Origin of the sequence: Chitinophaga nivalis, assembly GCF_025989125.1 — a bacterium.
GTDB lineage: Bacteria > Bacteroidota > Bacteroidia > Chitinophagales > Chitinophagaceae > Chitinophaga > Chitinophaga nivalis.
This window is the reverse complement of the sequence record NZ_JAPDNR010000001.1, coordinates 3201608-3225244: the sequence shown is the minus strand read 5'-3', so window position 1 is coordinate 3225244 and position 23637 is coordinate 3201608. Positions and strand designations below refer to the sequence as shown.

Below are 23637 nucleotides of genomic sequence, written 5' to 3'. Positions count from 1 at the left end.
CTGCATGGTAACCGCACTCATCCCTCTGCCATGAGTTCCAGTAACTGCGCGGCATTCAGCCTCGCCGACTGATCGGCGCCTTCCAGGAGCTGGTCTGCCAGATCCCGTTTATTGTTGTGTAACTGCAGTATTTTTTCTTCGATGGTATGCCGTGCCACCAACCGGTAAATCGTCACGGGTCTTGTTTGTCCGATCCGGTAGGCGCGGTCGGAAGCTTGTTCTTCAATAGCAGGATTCCACCAGGGGTCCATATGTATCACATAATCCGCCGCGGTCAGGTTCAGCCCCAGCCCACCGGCTTTCAGGCTAATGAGAAACAGTTGTCCTTTTCCTCCCTGGAAGTCTTTCACCAGTTTTTCTCTTTGTCCCAGCGGGGTACTACCGTCGAGATACAGGTAGGTAATCCCCAGCTCATCAAGGGTTTCCCGCACCAGGTCCAGGTGCCGCACAAACTGACTGAATACCAGGGCACGGTGATTGTTCTCTACCAGTTCCTGTACAATGGTGGCGAATACCTGCATTTTGGCAGCAGGAATGGTGATTTCCGGATCGATCAGCTGCGGATGACAAGCTGCCATCCGTAGCTTGCTGATTTCTGCCAGTGCCCGGATATGCTGCTGGGCCATGTTCTTGTCGTAAGACTGAATATTTTCAATGGCTTTCCGGCGCAAAGCTTCGTAGAAGGCCGCCTCTTCGCCGGATAAATCTACCAGCTTAATGATTTCTGTTTTAGGCGGCAGTTCATCCAGTACAGCGGTTTTGGTACGGCGTAACAGAAACGGCGCCAATAACTTTTTCAGGTGTTGTTTTACACTACTCTCCGGATTACGGGTAGAGGGAAACACAAACTGTTTATTAAAATGATCGAGCGACCCTAATAACCCCGGGTTGAGGAAGTTAAACAGGTTCCATATCTCGCTCATGTGATTTTGTATAGGCGTGCCCGTTAGCATCAATTTAAATCCGGCCTGCAGCGACATGGCCGCCTTAGATGTCTTCGTCTGGAAGTTTTTAATGGTGTGTGCTTCATCCAGCACCACCGTTGTCCATTTTACACCGGCCAGCAACCGTTCTTCCGACTGCAGCAGTCCGTAGGTAGTAATCACAATGTCAAACGGACCCGCCGCATCGATGACTGCTTTTCGTTTACCGTTGTGCAGGTATACCACGCGAAGTGAAGGCGCAAAACGTGCCAGCTCATTGGTCCAGTTGGGCATAACAGAAGCGGGACAGATGACCAGGGCCGCGCCTTGTTCCGCCCGATACAACAATAAGGCAATGGCCTGTATGGTTTTTCCCAGTCCCATATCATCCGCCAGACAGGCGCCGGCGCCCCATGCCGCCAGATAGGCCATCCAGCGGAACCCTTCTTCCTGGTATGGCCGTAAAGTAGTTTGCAGGGTAACAGGTACCTGCGGTGATATACGCATGGCTTCTTTCCGGACGGCCTCAAATGCCTGCCAGGCTGCATCGGTACGGGAACTGCCTGCATGCTGCAATAAGTCTTCGAGCGCCGGCCCTGCCAGCGGATGTACCCGGATATCGTCCCGGTCTATGGTGGCAAAAGCAGATAATTCGTTTAGCCGTTTCCGTAAGTCGGCCGTCAGCGCCACAAACTCCCCGTTATGCAACGCCACAAACCGTTGCTTTACGGTACGGGTAGTATCCAGCAGTTCTTTCAGGGACAATACGGTGGCTTCATCTGCCTGCAGCGTACCTTCGCAGGTAAACCAGTGATCTTTTTCCCGCAGCGTCACATGCAGCTCCGGGAAACCGGCCTGGCGGCTTACTTTATACCGTTCTCCTTCCGGCCACTCGGCCCGTATCAGCGATGCATTTTCCAGGATGATCTCCAACAGCTGCAGACAATCGAGGGGATCTTCAAAAACAAGGGTATTCCCGGCCAGCTCCTGCGGCACTACCGCCTGTACCAGATTCCATATTTCCGTCAGGTTAGCGGCTTCTTTGGCCAGGTCACGTACTGCCTGACACCGTTCCCCGTTGCTGATGCCATACACATTTTTAGCGCCGGTACCCGGTTGGCAATAAGGAGGATCGGCCGTAAAAGGCTTCACAAAAAAGGTAGCTTTCAGCCCCTCTCCCAATGGCAACAGCTGCACCACGATACGGGCATCTCCCGCTCTTTTTGGGATGGCTGTCTGGCTGCTCCCTACATCCGAATGAATGGTGAGGTGAGCGCCTACACTTTGCAATACCTGTAATAGTTTTTCCTTGCCCCCCGGCGGTACAAAGGATACCTGCTCCAGTGTCTGCAACACTTTACGTTGCGGCGCTGTCAACGGAATGACCTTCATCCGCACCGGGCTTTCCCGGATGAATACCGTCTCACTGATAAAGTCTGCTATATTGGAGCTGAATACATATCCCCGGTCTGTTTGCTGCACCTGTAATTCCGGGCGGTCTTTTACGATTTCCACGGATATACCTGGGGCATCTGCAGCAAACAGCAGCGGATGACCGGCAATCGTCTCCCACACCGTACTGTCAAAAGAAAAAGATTCGCCATCATGATTAAAGTAATGGTTTTTCTGTATCGTAGCGGCAATGCGGCTATCCTGCGTTGTCATGCCTTCCACCTTCCCTTCTTTCAGTTTTTTCAGGGCTACATTCCGGCCGGTACTCCAGCTATTCCCCTGTGCCGTTTGCTGTACGGGCAGAATGGTGTAATGATCGAAATCTATCAGGTAAATCAGCCGGTATACCGGTTGCTCTTTTTCTTTTCCTTTAGCCGGCTGGTGAGTGGTCAGCAAGGTATTCAATAGTCGTTCCCAGTCGGGCACCAGCTCCAGCAGCGCAAAAGCGGGATCGTATCCGGTTATTTTCCGGATCTGCTCCATCTCTTCTTTATATCCCAGGTAGTGTTCGTCGCGGAATAAATATAAATATTCGTAGGCCAGTAACCGGTAGTGATGTCGCAGTGTCAATGACAACAAGCGGCCAGCCTCTCCGTGAAAGGTACGCAGCAACTTACTTTTGGGATGCAGCAGCTGCAGACACAGGATAGCCAGGAAACTCAGCAGGTGGCTCTCCTGCCGCTCGAGCAGGAGCTGTAATACCTGTTCCGCCTTTTCTTTTTTACCCGCGTGTAAGTATAACAGGGCTATCGCCGGGGTTATCTCCGGCAATAGTTTCCGTTCATGGGCGCTCATAATACCTGTAATCAGGGGATTACCTTTCTCAGCCGGCAATACAGCCAGGGAGAAGGCGTAATAAAAGGCAAAAAACGGCGATTGCGGCAACTTGCTTTTCTTATCGTATACCCGCTGCCGTTTGAGGCCTTGCTGAAAAGCAGTATATGCTTTATCCTGTTCGCGGCTATACAACAGGCGGATACCATGTATAAAATGCATGGCGGCACTATCATCTGCCGGCGGTGGGGCGAAATCCCCCTGCAACAACGCCAGTTCCGGAATCACAAACTGCTGTTGCCGTTGAAAATCCAGCAGCGCTGCTACCGGCGGCAATTGCAACAGGTGATATTTACCGGCATATGCCAGGATACGCTGCATACTCTCTTCACTGAACAGCTGCAACAGGGCATGATAAACCGGGAAGTACAGCAAATAGGATAATACCGGCTGGTATTCATCTACCTCCAGTCCTATTTTCCGGATGGGTAATCCCAGCAAGGAACGGTCGCCGGTAAAATAGGCAACCAGCAACTGCTGCAGCTCCTGTAAACGGGCGTTGATACTGTAAAAGGCGTAGGCAGGGCGGCGGGCGCCTTCCAATATAGTTGTATAGTGTGGATTTTTAATGACCTCCGGAAATAATGCCAGCCCCAGTACCGGCGATAGCCCATAGCTGCCGGCCACATTTTTCACCACCAGTTTATCGGTCATCAACTCCTGTAGTATGACGGTCACCCTGGCTGTCGTAATATCCGTGAGCCGCCGCAGCGCATCTGTCAGCGTATGATGTTCCAGCGGATACAGGTATATTGTCAGTACATCCACTACCCGTCTTACTTCCGGTTCTTTTGCTGCATATTGTTCCAATAAGGGAGTCGCATTCACCATAGGAACAAAAATACCGGATTATTGCGGGAGATAACAATCAGAAAATCATCCGCATGATATAAAGATGCAGTCATTTTTTCTCCGGCTGTTGTCCTATTTCAGGCCTTACCGATAACTTAGCTGATAATTGTAGTTCACTGTCACAACTTCCGTTCTGAGTAGCATTCCCCCTGGCCACAGACTAACAGCACATTATTTAAGGAGCACACTTATTCAACCTAAATCCCATAAACAAAAACAAAACACATGAGCACACTATCCCTAAGATCCGTTATGTATGCGGCTTTTCTGGCATGCTGTATTTCCTCCTGCAGCAAAAATGCTACAGAAACCACTGCAGTCAACGTCGATGCTGCCAAGGCAGGCAGCACGCTTCGTGGTGGCGGCCAGGACCCTGACGGCAAGTCATTGGCTGAACTGTTTAGAAGTAAAGGACCCCAGTTTGAAACCTACAACATCGATGCCCGGCAAGGTGGAGAAATTGTTTCCAAAAAAGGTACCCGTTACCGTCTCCCGCCTAACTCCCTGATAGATGCCAGTGGCGCTACGGTCTATGGTCCTGTTACCGTAAGCATTAAAGAAATCAGGGATGTCAGCAACATGATTCTGGCAGACAAACCCACTGTCACCACTACCGGCGGCCAGCTGTACACCTATGGTGAATTTTTTGTTCGCGCTACCCAGGGAACACAGGACCTGCGGTTAAAAAAAGACAGCGCTATAGTGGTACAGATACAACAGGTGAAACCTGTCGGTAACTTCCGGGAAGTACCGATGTGGGGTGGCGACACAACCATACTGGTTTCCCTGAGCGGTTACAATTTCATTAATCAATACATCACCATTACACAGCAGATCAGCGCTAACAGAGGCGTGGAATGGAGACAGAATGCAGGTCCCAATAACCAGTTTGCTTTGTTCAACAGCTCCAACGGTTCATTGAGCTTTCGGCTCGATAGCCTGTTGCGTTGGGTAAACTGCGATGCACTTTACAATGGTGGCAATCCTAAAACAACGGTACTGGGGTATTTTACCAACTTCTTTAATCCGGCTACCAGCACCAGCTACGGCGGAGAAGAACCCAGCATGCTGTTTTTCAAACCGAAAAACATTCCTTCACTGATTAAATTCTATAATGTAATATTTACCCCTCCTCCTGGCAAAGCAGGACTGCTGAGCTATCAGAACAGTGTGCCGGTTGGACAGGCAGGAACCTTCCTGGCCATCACTGCCCTGAATGGGAAACTCTATGCAGAACAGAAAGACGTGGTGATTCCTGCTCCTGCAACGGGTACCAACTTCGTTCCGATCAGTTTCAATCTTGTAGAAGTAACCCAATCGGACTTGCTGTCATTAATCAACAGTATGAATTCAAAATAAAATCTACTGTATAATATATCCTGTAGCAGTTGCAGCAGATAATAACGCTGTATAATTGCTACAGGATATTTCATGCTTTAGCTGTAATGTTTAAATCTTAATTCTAAGTCGTATATTGAGTATCCGTAATTGCTACCGGATGACCAGGTTAATTTGACCCGTAATCGTCCCTCACATGAAACAATTAAACAAGGCTGTTGGGCTGATAGTAGCAATCATTGCCCTGTCTACTTTCTTCTTTGGATACTATGCTTATGATGTCCACCGCAAGGGAGCAACCATTAACCAGGCCATTACCATCTCTTATCAACGCATCCATTATCTGCTTACTGCCAATACCGCTATTTCCACTTTGGAAGCTGGTTTGGACAACTATCTGCTCACTGGCAACCGGCAATATACCGCTGGCGCTCCTACCCAAACAGCGGCCATATATACTGCCCTGACAGCGGCGGCACAACCCGTTCCCGAAGCAAACGAAACATCCGCCCTCATTCATACGATCATCCGGTTGGTTACCCAACAACAGGAAATCTATCACCAGCAATTGCAACAACCCCGGAGCAATATTATCTCCCCGCAACTATTACAGCGACAACAACTCACCGACAGCATCCATACCGCTACCAATCGTTTGCTGCTCCACACCCGACAACAGCTGGAGCAGGCCACCCGCCAACAGGCGCTATACAACCGGTACGCCCTGTGGACTACCTGGGCCGGCTTTATCACCCTCTTTTTACTGCTGTGCGGCCTGCTGCTGTATGTACGGCGTATCATGCAATTCAGGGATGCCGGAGAAAATACCCTGCGCAGCAGTGAAGCCCGGTACCGGCAGCTAGTGGAAGATATGCAGGTGGTGATGTTTATTATAGACCTGGGCGGCTATTTTATTTATGCCAATAAACGGGTATCGGAGATGAGTGGCTACAGCAATAAAGAGCTGATCGATAACCACGCCAGCATGTTGCTCGACGATGCCACCTCAGAGCAGCTACGGGTATTTTTCAGTGATCAGCACGGACAAGGCATCGCACAAACCACCCAGGAGTTTCAGATACGTACCAAATCAGGAGACCTGAAATGGATTGAAATGTATACGACCCTGGACATGAAAAATGGCCAGATACGCGGCTTTCAGGGCATTATAAAAGATATTGATGAAAACAAAAAGATGCGCCTGGAAATGGCCCGGCTGGAAATGATTCAGAAGGAAACCCAATACCGGCTCAATGCTATCATGGACCATTCCCCTTCCATTATTTTCATCAAAGACACCAACGGTAAATACCTGATGATCAACAAACAGTTTGAGCTTAGTACCGGACTTTCCAGCGACATGGTCATCGGCAAAAAAGACAGTGACCTCATACCAGGTCATATTGCCGATACCTATGCACAAAGCGACTTACAAGTCATTCAGGGCCGTCAATCCATCAATGTAGTAGAAATCCTGCCGGTAGCCGGTCACCAGCGACACCACCTGCTGACCAAATTTCCCTTGCTCAACAATGAACAGCAGTTGTTTGGTATTGGCGGCATCGGCATGGACATTACCGACCGGGTTATTTATGAAAAAGAGCTGGAAGGAGCCAAACAGATAGCAGAAGATGCCAAAAAGGTACAGGAAATATTTCTCGCCAATATGAGTCATGAGATCAGGACACCTATCAATGGTATTACCGGGATGACCTATCTGCTCGACAAAAGCCTGCTCAGTGCCGAACAACGGGAATATGTAGACACCATTAAAGACTGCTCCCAGCACCTGTTGGTACTGATCGATGATATACTGGACTTTTCCCGGATCCGGTCTGGTAAACTCAACCTGGAAGCTACGTGTATAGATCTCCGTAAAATTATGCTCCATGCGGCCTATCTCTCCCAGCAGGTAGCTGCCAGAAAAGGGATCGGATTTGGCTGCGACATAGATCCCGCCATCCCCGAAAACCTGATCGGCGATCCGGTAAGAATTGCCCAGGTGATCAGCAATTTACTGGACAATGCCGTGAAATTCACTTCCCAGGGCAGCGTATTGCTACGGGCACGCCTGCTGCAGGAAACCAATACTACAGCTACCGTATTCCTGGAGGTAAAAGATACCGGTATCGGTATTCCTCCCGACAAACTGCATGTCATCTTTGAAAGCTTTACACAATCCAGTACTGCTACCACCCGTAAGTATGGCGGTACCGGCCTCGGGCTGGCTATCTGCAAAGAGCTGATCACCCTGCATGGGGGCAAAATAGGCGTCAGCAGCGTGCTGACCGAAGGCGCCACTTTTTATGTAGAGATACCTTTTGTCTTACCAGCCGGACAAGTAGCTCCCACCCATCTGAAAATCAGCGATGCCGAAAATTCATTGCAGGGCACGTACCTGTTACTCGCAGAAGACAACAGTATCAATCAGAAAGTAGCACAGCGAATACTGGAACAGGCCGGAGCAGCCGTGGACATTGTAGCCAACGGCAAGTCTGTCTTAAAACAGGTGCTGGAGAAAAAATATGATTGCATCCTCATGGATATCCAAATGCCGGAAATGGATGGCTATCAGGCCGCCCGGCTGCTACGGGAGATGGGCGTAAAAACACCGATCATCGCCATCACGGCATCTGCTATTGCCGGAGAAAAAGAGAAATGCCTGCGGGCCGGCATGAATGATTATCTCACCAAACCATTTACCCCGAAAGACCTGTTTCACAAAATATTATTCAGTACCGGCGCCGCTACGCCCGGAGACAGTTCCCTTCCAATAGCAACAGGACAACTACCCGAAAATGTACTCGTGCATTTTTCACACATCCGCTCCCTGTTGAATAACGAAACCACCTTTATTATCGAAACCTTGTCTGCCTTTACAGAGCAGACACCCGGCAACTGCGCAGCATTGCAGCAGGCGGCTACTACAGAGCAATGGGAAGAAGTAAAATTCCTGGCACATAAAATGAAATCAGGGGTTAATCTGGTGGGTATTCCGGTCGCTGCTTCCTTATTGGCCACTCTCGAAAAAGATGCCATGGAAAAACAAAACATGCATACCGTGCAGACGCGGATACAACAACTCAGTTTGTTGCTGCAGCAAGCTACCGGCGAAATAAAAGCGGAGATCACCCGTATGGAACAATCCCTTTCGGGAATGCTGTGAATACTTATTTATTAAGAATCGATTAACGCATTGGCCAGCGCAGGCAGTGTATTTTACACTCCATTTTTTACACCTGTGAACCTAAATAACCATCATCACTTATGCGCTGTTACCTGAAATTATCCAGGAACGAACGATCCTTGCCATTTAATTATCAACAATACCTGACAGGAGCGATACACAAATGGCTGGGGAATAATGATGAACATGGGAAGTTATCGTTGTATTCCTTCTCCTGGATCAAAAACCTGCAGCAAACCACGACTGGTTTTAACCTGACGGCCACCTCTTCTTTCTTTTTCAGTGCGCATGAGGAAACCCTCGTCAGGCAACTGCTCAAAGGAGTAGCGGCAGATCCGGCGGTATGCTTTGGCAGCCAGGTAACAGCAGTGGACATTGTATCCGGCAGACAATTTTCTTCACAGGAAAAACTATGGGTAGCCAGCCCGGTATTCATTAAACGGAAAGCCATCAATGAGAAAGTAAAACACTTTACCTATGAACATCCGGAGAGTAGTCAATACCTGACAGAAACCCTGCAGAAAAAACTGCAGGTAGCGGGGTTGGATCATACGGGTGTAGCCGTACGTTTCGATGATCATTTTTCCGGCTCCAAAACCAAGATCTCTACTTACCGGGACATCCATAACAAAGTGAGTATATGTCCCGTTATTATCAACGGCAGCCCCGAACAGATAGCTTTTGCCTGGAATGTAGGCCTGGGTAATTCTACCGGCATCGGATATGGCGCGTTGAGTTAAGGTGACGATGGTTCAGCAACACCATCTAAGCGGCAGATGCCCGGGTGCTTTGACATAAACGGATATTGGTTTCCCAAAAAGGATTACCAAAGTTGCCCCATACAGCCATCAGACAGGGGATACAACATTTACCGACAGCTAGGTATAACTCAACGTCACCACCGCTTTTTTTCCTTCTCCATCATAAAACAGACTAATCTGATCTGCACCATGGAGCTGAAAATCATAACCCGGCATACAGCCGATATAGTCAAACGCTGCCCCGTTGTCTTTCAGCGGAGGTTCCACATCATCTTTATCGGGGTTTTGATCCAACAGATCAGTCAGCACGCCTCCTATCAACCGGGATCTTAATTCCAGCGCATATTCCGTTATGGCATCTTTATGCAGATCTTCCGGACGCAATAGCCTTAACCGCTCCAATCTTCTGATATCATCTACCTGCAAACCCGGGCAGTTAAAATCGCCATCGTACAACGCGCCATATTGCTCATAATATTGCTTCTTAAGCGCGTACATACTGTCATTCATGTTATATTCAATCTCGTGCTCGTCATACGTTTTTCCATAATCTTCCGGCGTGATAATGGTATCCACTGTAAAATACCGCCAGTCTGCATCAAACCGGTATTTCCCATCAATTACATCAAAACCAAAAGTATCCGGCTTTGTATAACGGGTATGCCAATCCGTAGTCATCTCTCCCACACATCCATCATAAATCTCCTTCACAGAAATAAAGTGATGCCATTCATCCTTTTCCGGCATCAGAAAGCGCAGGTTCACAGAGCATACCGGCAGAAAATATCGTTGGTGCATTTCCAGCTCATCATAAAAAACAGCTTCATACTTCGGGAAAAGACGGATACAATCCGCAGGTATATTCATCATGCCAGTACAGTTTAAGTAAGTTCATCCCCCTTCGCGGGTAATGCAATTTAGTATTTATCCGGATAAGCTGATCCGCTCAAAAGCGGATTCTATCGACAGAAACCGCACACCTACCTATAACTGATAACAGGTGACGCCTGATTATACTAATTTTAATGCAGTACCTGGATAGGTCATCACCGGCAAACCATCGCGATTAAAACAGTAATCCGCCAATATGCCTGATTACCTTTCTTCCAACAGACAAAACCTAAGTGATATATTGATTAACCGGGGTATTTTTTCCTGTTTGTTATATAACAGGATATATCCATCTATTGCCTATTAACGGAGGAAGAAACTACTTGTTTCTTCCTTTTCCGTTTTGTTTTCTCTGCCAGCTATTCAGCTATCCCCGTGTTTACGTAATTTTGCAGCATACTTTTATCTTACACAGGTATATGGGAAACCAGGTTATTGTGATCATCGATGTACAAAAAGACTTCACCGGCACGGACAGTCCCTATGCCCGGCGCCATGGCAGTATCCACGCCATCAGGCAGGCCACCACGCTTATTCAGCAGCTGCTCGACACACCAAAGGATACCCCCTTCCTGGTGACACAATCTGCTTACCGGCCGAACCAGTTCGGACCCGGTTTATCTATGTGTATTCCTGGTACACCAGGACATGACCTGGACCTGCAACTTAATACGCCACATACCATCGTTGTAAAAAACGAACACAGTTGCTTTACTGCACCGGATTTTATCCGTTACCTGCAGGATCATCAGATTGATACCTTATTGCTATGCGGGTTGCTGGCGGAATACTGTGTAAAACAAACGGCCCTCGATGCGCTGAATCAAGGCTACAAAATCATCTTGCTACAGGATTATATCAGTACCGGCGATGATGTACAGGAGCGGAAAATGCAGACCTTACAAGCGCTGCAGCAACGAGGCGCCATCATTCAATAAAAATAGTAACCCGATTGAATAATCAGGTCATTTTCCTGACAACCAAAATCTGATATTTCATGCATCAGATTATTTCTGCGCCAAAAGCATGATCGATCACGATCTTCCAGGTACCATCTTCCTGTTGTCGCATCACTTCAATACCTTTTGCTTTTATCTTCACGGTATCGCCATCGGTAATGTTCCACTCTGACCGGCCAACAGCCAGACTACCTGTTTCCAGGCAATACACGGTTTTAATTTCCATGATTCCACCAATAGATAAAATGGCTTTAATGGCTGTTTCAAATGCTTCTTTTCCCGACACAGGATTTTCCGGCTCCGGCACAATAATGCCGGTTACATCATACATACCCATCACAGTGGCCACATCACCGGTATTGAAAGCGGCAGCCAGCGCTGCATGTGCATCAGCAGCTCTTTTAGGTAAGTGCATATATTTATTTTTTTTAGGTTGATGATAAACGAATGATCAGGCAAAGAGACCGGCAAAATGTTGTTCGCTATCTATCCGGTCAGATAACGCACCCACCTGATTATACACCGCCTGATACAAGAAACCACCCATACTCACCCGTTTCACTCCTGCTGCCCGCAGCATATCAAAATCCGGGAGTCCGGGGATGCACATCACATTCAGCGGCAATGTGGTAGCGCCTACTGCAGCTACAATATCTGCCTGCTCCCGGATGCAGGGCAGGAAAATGCCATCTGCACCGGTTGTTTCGTATAGTTTTATCCGGCGGAGTGATTCCGGTAATGCATCTGCCACGCCCAGCAAAAAGGTATCACAACGGACATTGATGAAGAGTGATTGGTTTTCAGCGGTCAGCCGTTCTTTAAGATAGGTAATGGTACGAGCGAAAGTAACGGCATCCTGTAGGGTGCGGCCCGCGCTACCGATGGCGGAATCTTCTATATTGATACCGGCCACACCGAGGTTCACCAGTGTCAGTACCCGTTCATAAATCTCTTCCGGTGTACGGCCATAGCCTGTCTCCAGGTCTACCGACAATGGGATCTGAATAGCGGCCAATATCCGCCTGATCACAAACAGATATTCTTCAAAAGACATTTCCTCTCCATCTCCGTATCCCAGGCTATTGGCTACTGCCATACTGGAAGTGGCGATAGCCGGAAATTGTTTCTCCTGTAACAGCAGTGCGCTGCCGGCATCCCAGATATTGGGTAATGTCAATAAACCACCCGCCTGATGCAGGTCTTTGAATGTTTGAAAAGCTGTAGACATCTTATATTATTTTATACTTACAATAATCCGCCCGTTGAAAAGTGGCATAACAATCCCGTACCATGGATACATTTTCTGTAACCAACAGCAACAGGGGTGTTATCAGCCCTTGTGTGACGGGGATATACTACAAATATAAAATGAACGATCCGCCGCAAATTGTACAAAACGGAACTACTTACTTACCCGCGATAGCCTGAGAAACCGGCAACTGTTCCGGCGCGTATTCAGAAGGGGTAATACCTGCGAAATGTTTGAAATCACGGATAAAATGCGACTGATCAAAATAGCCGCAATCGTAGGTAATCGCTGTCAGCGAAGTGGCATTTTTATTCATCAGCTGCAGGCTGAGCTGAAAGCGGTTTATTTTGTGGTATAGTTTGGGAGAGACACCTGTGTACTGCATGAACAGCTTACGGAGATACCGGGAAGAGATATTATGTTTCACCGCTACGGCTTCTATCCGGTCTGTATCGGTACTGACCTGCATCTCTTTGATGACCTGCCCGATCAGGGTAATATTGTCTGCTTTACGGGCATTTAAAGCCAGCCGGCCTATTAAAAATTGTTCTATCAGTTCTATACGACGATGCAATTGTGGTTGTTCCAGCAGGCGTGCGTGTAATGTTTTCACCGGTTCACCCAGCAGATCGCGCAAATCCGCTATCTGATCATTGAAGCGCCAGAGTTCTTCCCGCAAAAAGTAAGCGGCAGAATGGGCATGAAAACGAATGCCCAGCATAGTATGTTTCCCCAGTGACCGAACGGCCAGCGGCTGGGTGATCTTCCCCCATAACTCCACCGGTGGCGTGGTATGAAACCCTTCACCAGCCGCCGATTGCCAGATACCATTGCCCAGGTTGAAAATGATTTCCATATGGCCACCCGGAAATACCATATCTTCTATCGCCGCCTCCTGCGCAGACTCAAAAAGGTAATAACATTTCACATACGGCCTTAATTTTTCCCCTGGTATAATTTCCTGGTACTTCATATACTTTGTGGTAAACGGATGTTATCACTAAGTTACTTAAATCCGGTTGGGTCTGCACAGTTTTTTCCTATCAATAACTGCTATCTTTTCCGGGGCCACTTTGCCCCATGATACTGTTACCTGGCAGCATCAGTATAAGTAGCTATTACGGCCTGTAACTGAGCCGCGATGTTAGTGGTCATTTCACCACCATGATAACAGATCAAACGTTGTATATCCAGCTGGCTGATCTTTTGCAACGATGCTACTGCAGCCGGCATATCCAATGTAAATGCCGGATTGGCAATGTTCAGCTGTCCGTTTTCTATCACTACTACATCACAGGCAATCAACGTTTTCAGAGAGGGCAGATAAAAAGACAGATGGCCACTGGTATGGCCAGGGGTATGTATCACCACGATCTCTGCTGCTATCTGATCCTGATCTTTTAACAACACATCTATGGAAACTCTTTCTATTTGCTTTAACTGCTGCTGAAAATTCAGCGCCCACGCATGATATGCTTCGGGCAACTGCGGAAATAAATCTTCCGCCTGTTGTAACCGTGCCGACTTCCGCGCTCCCGTCAGCGTTGGGGTCTCTATCTCCGAAGCATAATATACAAGGTCCGGATGCGCTTTCCTGAAAAGGGCTAACCCGCCTACATGATCCAGGTCGTCATGTGAAATCAATATACCCTGCAAATCAGCAATAGCTATGCCCTGCGCGGCCAATTGTGTCTTAAATATTTCAAATGTTTCCACATAGCCCGCATCCACCAACCAATTTTTTGAACCAATACTGATCAGTGCCGGATATAACAAAATATCCTCGTTTCTTATGTTGGTCTTTATTTCCAATACTTTTACCGTTATTCTTTGCGCCATATCCTTCTACATTTAAAACGGGAAAATAATCATTAATCCGTTTTTTCACGCAGTAACAGGCTTCATTTTCTCAAATCTGATTACTTTCGTATCCTGTTCTATTATACACAACTATTTCTGACTTATCATACCCATCCTGCCATGAGAGTAGCTTTAGCCTCCCCTCCGTTTCCCACTTCCATCAACGATGGCTTATATTGGGCGGACCAATTAATACAATCCGCCATTCAAGATAAGGCGGATATTATCTGCTTTCCGGAATCCTACCTGCCTGGTTATCCCGGTATGGGCGCCGGCGCCGCGGAACGCACACCGGAACAACTACAGGCGGCATTGGATAAGGTATGTGAACTGGCCGCTACCTACGCCATCGCTGTGATCATGCCCATGGACTGGCATCACCCGGACGGTCTGGTCAATGTAGCACATGTCATCTCCTCCACTGGTGAAGTATTAGGGTATCAGACCAAAAACCAGCTGGACCCCACAGAAGATAATATCTGGATACCCGGTACCCAGCGTCATCTTTTTGAAATAAAGGGCGTTAAATTCGGTATCACCATCTGCCACGAAGGGTTCCGGTACCCTGAATCAGTACGGTGGGCTGCCCGGCAGGATGCTGCCATTGTATTTCATCCGCATTTCGTGGGTAGCAACACACAGGGCGTTCCTCTTACTACCTGGGGACATCAGGACAATCCCTATTACGAAAAAGCCATGATGATGCGGGCTATGGAAAATACCATCTACTTTGCCAGCGTCAACTATGCCTCCCTTTATCCGGAAGCTGCCAGCTCTATCGTAGGACCGGATGGTAGCTGCGTGGCACATGTACCTTATGGGCAACCTGGTGTAGTGGTGGCAGAGATTGATCCGGCGCGGGCTACCGGTTTGCTGGCAAAGCGGTTCAAAAGTGAGTTGTATAGGTAGGTGTTACCTGCAAGTATCAACCTATCATGCCTATGTGGGTACTTCCCGATACAACCTTATCGCTGCAGTACCCACACAGGCAATACCAATGTAAGATGAAAAGTTTTAAAAAACGAGATTTTTCAAATGGAGTAAACTATTCATTTTTTTGAAATTTTCCCTAAATAGCTATCTATATAAACCTGTGGCAATTTTTCTTGTTCTAACCTGTTATTTTTGTGGAGTGTTTTTAAATGCTGATACATTTCATTTTCCTCTTCAGTGAGTGAGCCTAATCGTTCAGATTTATTCCGGAATCCCTCTACTGCATACTCATTATACAGATCAAATGTTATTCTATCCATCATAATACTGGTAGCTAGTGGATAATAACTCCTCAGTTGATGCAGTATTTGGAAACCATGTTCATCTATATCACCCCAGTAGAAGATTTTTTTATGCTGCAACCACATTACCCTTTTTAGGTAGCTGATGTTAAAACCACCCCCACTCCAGATTGCTATTGTAGAAGGAATCGGGGGTAATGCCAGAAAGTTCATTTGATTTTCTGTAATCAACACATACTCTGCAGTGAATTCAGCTTTTTCAAAATCCGAAAGTGGAATGCTAATATCGGAAAATCTTCCATCTAAAAGTTTGTGGTCGTCTAAAATCCGTATTCTTACCAGAGTTTCGTTATATTTCAGAAAGAATCGTTCCGCGAATCGTTTTTGGGTTAAGTCCCGAATATCGCCAGGAATGAGAAAATCCAATAACGACTTTATCAGAACAGTATTATCTTCAATAAACTTTGTATGAATTGCGATGGGTAACTGCCGTAAGTAAAGGTTGGGACGCGGTGTTTGGATGAAGTAATGACATACCTTCAATACATCCACCCATTTAACATTATGATCTGTCAGCCATAAACAATGTTCCCAAGTCCAATCTTTAAGCGCAGGTATCTCACTCATAATACTTTCGTAGCTTGCTAAGAAAACATTCCACTCTTTTTTCTTACCAGTAAAGAACAAGTAATCCTCCATGGTTTCAAATACAATAGCATCAGGTAATTCATGACTTCCGGTACGCCTGAAGTTATGTCCAGCCGTTTTCACCAGATATCCGATTCCCGTTTGGTTTTTGGAATGATGATAAAGTATTGTTATTTCCTGTTGTAATAATTCGAATCGTTGCGTGATATGATCCGACTTTACTTTTCCTATACGGTCAATTACCTTGGGAAAAAATACCGCTCCGGATATTTTACTTTGCAGCAAAGGTTTCCACCATTTTGATGCCTGTACTTTTATTTCTTCCGGACTTATCATAAGTTTCCTTCATTTTTAAAAAGACCATTATGTCTATTTTTTTCAGTTTCATAGGCTTCTTTCGAAAAATTGTTTACCTGTGAATAGTTACCTTCCCGATTACTGACAAAATGAAAGGAATTTACATGATTTTCTATCACATGTATCTTTTGCAGCGGCGTAACAATAAGCAGTTGAAGATTCAGTTTTCTGAACAACTCTAGTCCATACCTGGTACTTTCATCACTTCCTCTTCCAAAAGCCTCATCAATTACAACAAAACGAAAACTCCGGCTTTTGCTTTCCCCAAACTGCAGACCGAATTGATAAGCGAGTGCACTTGCCAGAATAGTATATGCAAGTTTTTCTTTTTGTCCACCACTTTTCCCACCGGAGCCTTCATAAAACTCCTTTTCGCTTTCGTCAGCTCTATAACGTTCACTGGCGTTAAACTCAAACCATTTCCTTACATCAGTAACCGTATTTGTCCAATCTTTATCTACGCTTTCCATGCTTGCAAAGCGATCCAGGATACGTTTAACCTGCTCATATTTTTCTTCCGTATAAAGTTCATTATTGCTGCTAAAAGAATGGGTATAGCACTTCTTTAACTCTTCCCTAAACAAACGTACTTCTTTACTTGTGGTAATATCCATCAGAATAGTGATATAAGTGTCCTGTGCAGCATTATACACGATTTCTGAAAGATGCTGATTGATGGTCCGTATTTTTTGTTTTATATCCAATTCGTGCTTTTGTAACTGGCTATCAAAAACGGCTATACTATTAATTACATTTTTATTGAGTTCTTCTTTAAAACGTTCTTCATGGCGTTTTAAATCTTCCGAAGCCAGTTTTTCAAATTTGTTTATATATTCTGCACGGGCCTCTATACTTTCAGCGATTTCACTGTATTCAGCTCTTGAATGCTCCTTAATTTCTCTCATTTTTCTCTCTACAGTGGACCTGTGATCCATTTGTTTCCTTCTAAGCCGTTTCAACTCTCCATTCTCTCCTTGAAATTGTTTCCGAAATTCCTCCTGTTTGTTATCGATATTCTTTAGTGAAAACTCCTTTCTTTCCAGCTTTTCTTCAACCAAAGGATACCATTTATCCTTAAGATATTGTTGCAGCTGTTCTATTTGCTGACCAGCATTTCTTTCCTGGTCTTCAAAGTTTCGAATGGTAATTTTTAACGCACCGATTTCCTCAGTGATCTGATTATCCTTTGTTCTCATATCACTAATCTGTCCATCTACTTCTGTCTTATTTCGTTGCAACTGGGCAAGCACATCATTGTTGTTCAGCAGATTGCTTCGTTCCTGTTCCAACACGTAGATTTTCTCCATATGGTAATGCCAGTTGATACGAGAAAAATCTTTCACATAAAGCAAAAAGTCTAAAATTTGTTTTTTCCGATTATTTTGTTTTTCGTCTTCCTCTATTTTATCCACCTCCATCTTCAGCTGATCTATTTTTTCTTCCAGCTTATGGATAGCATCTTCCAATACTTTTATTTTCTCTGTATTACTCCAACCCAACAGATAGTTACGCCTGTCATCTATTCGTTTCCGGTCATCTTTGGTATGGCGTATACGCCCACTTCTAATCAGACCTTTTTGTGTAATACCGAAGGACACATGCTGCAAACCTTCTACATCTGTACAGATATAATCTCCAAAACTTCGCTGTATGTATACTTCGAGCCAATCATAAAAGGGCGTATCGGGCTTGATGTCAACTTTACAAACAATACTATCTTCATCTAATTCCTTTATAACACGGCTATTGGTTCTTAAATCAGCTTCTAAGTAGGTCAATTTAATACCACGGCCATCTGCACTCTTTAAGGGGTTATCATTAACGTACGTACTTACACTTTTATAGTGATGCTGAGGAACCAACAGGCTCATACCGACATCATGAAAAAGTTTCTCAATTGCACCTTCCCATACTATTTCTGCTTCATTGACTTTCAACAACTCACCAGCAAAAGGCAATTCTTCTTCATTAATACGCAGATCTCTACATAATTGAGTACGAAAGCCTATGAGCCAACCAGGTATTTGAGTTTTACGTTCTTTTAGTGATTGTAGTTCTGTATACTCAAACTTATACTCTGTTTCCTGTTTACGTAATTCACTTACAAGGTTATCTCTTTTTTCACGTAGCGTCGTTTCAAGTTGAACACATCGCTCTTGCAGTGTATTGGCGCTTTTAATATTGTCCAGAAAGTCATTTTCATCCTGAATACTCTTAAGTCCTGCTTGGGAAGCGAGGCGTTCATACTCCTCAAATTCCTTTCTTTTAGTACTTTTTTCCTGTTCGTGGCGTTTAATTTCTACAGCGATTTGTTCTATTCTATTGCCGCCATTATTGGCTATATCCTGTATAATACTCTGTCTTCGGAGATCAAGCTCACTCAGCTCTGTTGAAATATCTAATTGTTGTTGTGTTATCTTTCTCAGTATTTCCGTTTCATTTTCAATTGCCTCTTCCAGCAATCTCCTTTTTTTTTCAGAAAACCAGATAGGCATTACCTCCATCATCGCTTCAATATCTTCCATCTCCCGGGTCACGTCTCCATAGGCTATACAAGCCTCTGTCAGCGGTTTTAATATCTGGTATTGTTCTCTTGCATGTACTACTGCAGCATGTGCTTTGTTCAGGTCATCGAATCGTTTCAACAACGTTGCAATCTGGTCTTTTACATCTGTTCGTTCCAACATTTGTTCCCGGACAAAATCGGTGAGACTGCTGACTGACTTCATAGAAACAGTCTGATAAAACAGGTCAATAGCTTTATCGCTATTCATACCAAAAAGCCGTCTAAAATGCTCATTGTATTGAGAAAAATTATCATTAAACAACTGTACTCCCTCAGTATTGCGAAGTTTTTTTCTTAGCTCAGTAATATCCGTAAAATTACCAAAGTGATCTTTGATGGTTAAAGGTACCGTTCCTATAACAAGTAATTTTTCAACTTTTCCTTCCTTACCTATCCAAAAAAATTGAGCCAAACATATATCCTCCCCATACCCTTGATTATGAAAATTTCCGATAACTACCGTATATGTATTGTCATCAGGACGCAAGTACACTTTCTTTGCAACCTTGGTAATTTCTTCCTTTTCTTTTTTATACTCCCCCCTTACATAACTTAGTAAATTACGTTCCTTACCCTCCGCACCAGCTGCTTTATTGAAGATTATTTTGTTATGGGGGACTAAAAGACAAGTCAGTGCATCCACCAACGTAGATTTACCTGAACCTATATCTCCGGTCAGCAAAGCATTATGCCCATTAGGTTGTATCTGCCAGCGTACCTTATTAAAGGTCCCCCAATTTAACACTTCAAGATATTGAAGGCGAAAACCAGCCAACAATATGCCATCCATTGAATCAGGTATAAGTTCTTCCATACAATATAGTTTAGTCTGTTACCTTCTTTTCTTCCGCGTAACGCTGGAATTTGCGTAATGTTTCATCAACGATATCCGCATTGACGAACCCTTTTATAATACGGTGGATTTCATAATTTTTCTCCTGATCTTCCATTTTTCGCAAGAAACCAATTTCCAATACCTTATTAATGGTTGTTATAATTTTCTCTTGCTGTTTCGCTTCATCATGGGTTGTTGGCAGATATACCATTGTACGACTAACAATCTCCTGCTCGCTAATAATAGACCTTACAGATCCACACTGTGCATCATGCTCCAGTAAAAATTTCCTTAATACTACACACAGTAATGACGTTAAAAAATTTAATTGTCTTTTCTCTGTTAGTCGGGGCAATAACTCTTCGTCCTCACTCGATTCTTTTTGCCTTAGGAAAGCGTATCCTTCGCTTTTATCCAGAAATAACTCAAGCCTTACCGGGAGAAAATATTTTTTCACATCGGGCTCATAGCGCAACAGATTGTCCCATACTTCTTTCTGATGATTATACACAATGCCCTTTAATAAGGCAATAAGACTTAAAGCATATTCGTGTTCCATAAGTTATCTGTTAAAAATGATGATAGGCGCCTGTAAACGATATATCTTCCTACTGTCCTTATTTTCTACTATCAATTCTTCTTGTTGATCCCGATTGACATAATGTTTACCTTCACCGGTAGCTATTTGGATATAGGCCAATATCTCAGCCACCCCTTTAGTAGATGGGTAGTGATGCAATAACTCAGATAATGTTACCTGCGATTTATTTCTCAGACAGTATTTAATATTGTTTCTTAAAGCTGTTATATCAACATAAAATTGTTCAAATAAAATATTAGTATCTGCTTCTGATAATCCATCTTCCACCGCTGTCTTCTCAAAAGCGACCTTCATCGGTACTGTAAAAATCGGCCTTTCCATTATAAGCGAAGGCTTAAATAATCCATCAATTTCCATCCAGATAGCCTGAGCGTCTATCGTTTCTTTATGCTCCATTAACAGACTTTCGATTTGCTCAATACTATGCAGAATATGCCTGCTTTCAGAAAGATTCTTCTGTTCAACAAATTTTCTGAGCTGTTCTATTAAGCCGTCATTACTTCGGTTTACTTTATCTCCCGCGTCCACCAGGTTGGTTTTGATCCGGTCCACAGTTTGTTCTTTTTTCACTTCCAGAATCGCCGGTATATTATTAATCTTTTCTAATAACACTTCCAGTTCTTCCTGCATCTGCTCACTCATCAAAAACTCCCAAAAAGCACTAAAACTCTTTCCCTGATCGGTACTCCATAGATAATCCTGTTGCTGAAATACCTTATCAAGCAGGTCAGCCTTGGCAAGGTTACTTTTAATAATCGTTTGCCTTGTTTGTGTATCCAGTTCTCTAAAATTTTCTTCCACCTGCCGGAAATCGGAGAGTAACCTCCGGGCTGTTTCTTCCGCTAAAAAATAATCTTCCTTTACCTGTGTTCCAGAAGGTTTTAGAAAATTACCTTGCTGAATTTGTTCAATCTGCTTATCGATTCTGTTTCGTTCTGCTTGTAATTGCTGTATACGTTCGTAGGGCCCAGATGTAGTATTGACAATTTGTTGTAATAAATGGAAGAATTGAATCAACCGGCTATGGGTTCCGACAAACTGCTGTTTATTGAGATCTTCCAGCCATTTCAGTGCATTTTCCGTGGCAGGTGAGAGTTCATATACGGGCTCATCTGCCGTTTCATAGTACCTGCGCATATATCCCAATTGCGACCATTTCAGCAGATACTCCAGGGAAGGTTTGTTGTAATCAGTAATCCCCTGCCTTTCAAGTGAATAAATATAATCGCCTAAAAGACTCTGTAACTCATTTTGAAAATACGAAATCTTATCTTGTTGCTTAAATGCCAGGTAAAAAAAACCAACTAATAAAGGAAAATGTTCTGCCCTCAGCAGCTGTAATGTTTTGTCATTTCGATACAGGGATAAAGCTTTCTCGTAGTTCATGACCTGGTTATTTTTTTTAAGTTATCACATTTTCTCTAAATAGCTGCGCCCTGGATGCAGATTATTCTTTAATAATTTTAATAATATTATCAGAACTAACCTCTGGAGGGAATTTTATACGCCAGGGAGATAAACAAAAGTACAGGACGGTGCTATGAACAATCAGGGAGTCAAATGCTTGATTAGTTTAGTCAAAACTGGTTCCATCACTACATTTCCAGTCAGGGGCCTTCCATTCACAATAATTCTACCAAGGTTACCAGAATCTCTTAAAACGGTATAAAAAACGAAAAGTAAACTTATGAGACAATTTCTTCTTTTACACCTCCATTAAGTAAGTAATCAAGGGAAGCGTGATATTACCTCCATACCGGGATGTAATATCACGCTTGTCAGCAGGGAGTTGTCCATTGTTCTATGTCGCGCTACATGATCAAAGCCGCGCCGTTCCAACTTATTACAGCTATCATCTGCTGCAAAAAAGGCTGTAATGCCTACCGTTTCAACGGCATCACTTTACCATAGGTCAGCGTTCTCCACATCCACTCAACCGGGCCATTACTGAACCTCGCCATCCACCAGTTACTGAATCCTATCTGCATCATGTATATGGCCATGGTTATGCCCAGACCGGTAACGGGTGATATATGACCATACCGTCCTAAACCGAAACTATAAAAGATAAACACGCAGACAACAGATTGCATGATATAATTGGTAGCAGCCATTTGCCCTACTGCCGCCAGGGGCGTCAGTATTTTACGGCCCCGGGCCAGCTGCAGTATAAGTGCTACTGCACAGATGTAAAAGATACCAAACGCAGGACCTCCCACATAATTACCGATTAACTGAGAGAGTGTATAAGCAAGGCTATCCTGTGGAGTAGCTACATAGGCAAATTCAGCAACAGTGGCAATGACACCCACCAGCAACGCCCATATAGCCAGCCGCTTTATCCATCCAAGATGCGGCTGTATATCCTGAAAAAGCTGTCGCTTACCGGCATAGGTCCCCAGCAGAAACATCGCAAAGATCTGCGGGATGATCAGCGTATAGCCTATCCTGGTAACCCATACGTCATGTCTATTCTGCATAAAAATTTCATAAAAGGTACCGGAACTGTAAGTTACCTGCGCCAGCTTTCCGATAGCTGTATCCGAAGCGATATCAGGTGCAGATCCTGCCAGCAATGCCGGACCACTCAGCCAGTAACCAATCAGGAGTAATATAATGGGCACCAGTAGCAGCGATAAAGCCCATATCAGTACGGTTTGCGGACGACTATTGCGAAAGAAAAGCAGCATAATGCCGGCGATACTATATATACACAATACATCTCCATACCAGATAAAGTGAGCATGGATCAGGCCAATACCCAACAATATCAACAACCGGCGGGCAAACAACCGGGCCGGGTGATTGGTTTTTGCGGCGGCTCTTTGTATAAAAATAGTGAAGCCTAATCCGAAGAGAAAAGAAAACATAGAGATGAATTTCCCTTCCCCGAAAAACCGGATCAGCTGTAACACCAACTGGTCCGACCATGCCGGCCAGCTGGTTACCGGATCAAGATATAATGCCGGGAAGGAAAAAAGTCCCATATTCACGATGAGTATGCCCAGCAGGGCTACGCCACGGATGATGTCGAGTGCTGTTATTCTGTTAGCGGTTTGCATGGCACAAAAGTAGCTTCGGCCTGCAGC

The 23637-nt window shown here is 44.9% G+C and carries 16 protein-coding genes; 5 read left to right on the top strand and 11 right to left on the bottom strand.

Going from position 1 to position 23637, the window contains the following annotated elements; translation table 11 throughout:
• Window positions 1-17: 17 nt before the first annotated feature.
• Window positions 18-4040, bottom strand: a complete 4023-nt coding sequence (locus OL444_RS13190; RefSeq protein ID WP_264732726.1) for a DEAD/DEAH box helicase — start codon at window positions 4038-4040, stop codon at window positions 18-20.
• Window positions 4041-4286: 246 nt separating this feature from the next.
• Between OL444_RS13190 and OL444_RS13185 the strand changes: the two genes are divergently transcribed.
• The 3 genes from OL444_RS13185 to cas6 all read left to right on the top strand — a co-directional run bounded on the left by OL444_RS13185 (window position 4287) and on the right by cas6 (window position 9326).
• Entirely contained in the window at window positions 4287-5420 is a 1134-nt protein-coding gene (locus OL444_RS13185; RefSeq protein ID WP_264732727.1) for a hypothetical protein, read from the top strand.
• A 175-nt stretch (window positions 5421-5595) separates the two neighbouring features.
• Window positions 5596-8565: a PAS domain S-box protein gene (locus OL444_RS13180; RefSeq protein WP_264732728.1), complete on the top strand. Its 2970-nt coding sequence runs from the start codon at window positions 5596-5598 to the stop codon at window positions 8563-8565.
• Between the two features lie 101 nt (window positions 8566-8666).
• Window positions 8667-9326, top strand: coding sequence for a CRISPR-associated endoribonuclease Cas6 (gene cas6 / locus OL444_RS13175; RefSeq protein ID WP_264732729.1), 660 nt, complete (start codon window positions 8667-8669; stop codon window positions 9324-9326).
• A 138-nt stretch (window positions 9327-9464) separates the two neighbouring features.
• Here the strand turns inward: cas6 and OL444_RS13170 are convergent, their stop codons facing one another.
• Window positions 9465-10217, bottom strand: a complete 753-nt coding sequence (locus OL444_RS13170) for a hypothetical protein (protein ID WP_264732730.1) — start codon at window positions 10215-10217, stop codon at window positions 9465-9467.
• Between the two features lie 440 nt (window positions 10218-10657).
• Between OL444_RS13170 and OL444_RS13165 the strand changes: the two genes are divergently transcribed.
• On the top strand, window positions 10658-11176 hold the full coding sequence (locus tag OL444_RS13165; RefSeq protein ID WP_264732731.1) for a cysteine hydrolase family protein: 519 nt from the start codon (window positions 10658-10660) through the stop codon (window positions 11174-11176).
• 64 nt (window positions 11177-11240) lie between these two features.
• On the opposite strand, the gene OL444_RS13160 is transcribed toward OL444_RS13165, so the two are convergent.
• The 4 genes from OL444_RS13160 to OL444_RS13145 form a co-directional block, all read right to left on the bottom strand.
• Window positions 11241-11612 carry a YybH family protein gene (locus OL444_RS13160; RefSeq protein ID WP_264732732.1) on the bottom strand — a complete coding sequence of 124 codons (372 nt, stop codon included), beginning with the start codon at window positions 11610-11612 and terminating at the stop codon, window positions 11241-11243.
• 36 nt (window positions 11613-11648) lie between these two features.
• Window positions 11649-12425 (bottom strand): isocitrate lyase/PEP mutase family protein, encoded by a 777-nt coding sequence (locus OL444_RS13155; protein ID WP_264732733.1) that lies wholly within the window; start codon window positions 12423-12425, stop codon window positions 11649-11651.
• Between the two features lie 178 nt (window positions 12426-12603).
• Entirely contained in the window at window positions 12604-13419 is an 816-nt protein-coding gene (locus OL444_RS13150; protein WP_264732734.1) for a helix-turn-helix domain-containing protein, read from the bottom strand.
• Window positions 13420-13535: 116 nt separating this feature from the next.
• The gene (locus OL444_RS13145) at window positions 13536-14285 is read right to left on the bottom strand and encodes an MBL fold metallo-hydrolase (RefSeq protein WP_264732735.1); all 750 of its coding nucleotides are present in this window, start codon (window positions 14283-14285) and stop codon (window positions 13536-13538) included.
• A gap of 141 nt (window positions 14286-14426) precedes the next feature.
• Here OL444_RS13145 and OL444_RS13140 point away from each other — a divergent pair, with 141 nt between their 5' ends.
• Complete coding sequence (locus OL444_RS13140; protein ID WP_264732736.1) at window positions 14427-15215, top strand: carbon-nitrogen hydrolase family protein; 789 nt, start codon at window positions 14427-14429, stop codon at window positions 15213-15215.
• Window positions 15216-15355: 140 nt separating this feature from the next.
• Here OL444_RS13140 and OL444_RS13135 read toward each other — a convergent pair whose 3' ends face one another.
• From OL444_RS13135 to OL444_RS13115, 5 genes are all read right to left on the bottom strand, one after another.
• Complete coding sequence (locus OL444_RS13135; RefSeq protein WP_264732737.1) at window positions 15356-16525, bottom strand: Wadjet anti-phage system protein JetD domain-containing protein; 1170 nt, start codon at window positions 16523-16525, stop codon at window positions 15356-15358.
• Entirely contained in the window at window positions 16522-19926 is a 3405-nt protein-coding gene (locus OL444_RS13130) for an ATP-binding protein (RefSeq protein ID WP_264732738.1), read from the bottom strand. The genes OL444_RS13135 and OL444_RS13130 overlap by 4 nt, the downstream gene beginning before the upstream one ends.
• A 10-nt stretch (window positions 19927-19936) precedes the next feature.
• The gene (locus tag OL444_RS13125) at window positions 19937-20506 is read right to left on the bottom strand and encodes a DUF4194 domain-containing protein (RefSeq protein WP_264732739.1); all 570 of its coding nucleotides are present in this window, start codon (window positions 20504-20506) and stop codon (window positions 19937-19939) included.
• Window positions 20507-20509: 3 nt separating this feature from the next.
• Window positions 20510-21934 carry a DUF3375 domain-containing protein gene (locus tag OL444_RS13120; protein WP_264732740.1) on the bottom strand — a complete coding sequence of 475 codons (1425 nt, stop codon included), beginning with the start codon at window positions 21932-21934 and terminating at the stop codon, window positions 20510-20512.
• A 494-nt stretch (window positions 21935-22428) separates the two neighbouring features.
• Window positions 22429-23610: a DUF418 domain-containing protein gene (locus OL444_RS13115; protein ID WP_264732741.1), complete on the bottom strand. Its 1182-nt coding sequence runs from the start codon at window positions 23608-23610 to the stop codon at window positions 22429-22431.
• Between the last annotated feature and the right edge of the window lie 27 nt (window positions 23611-23637).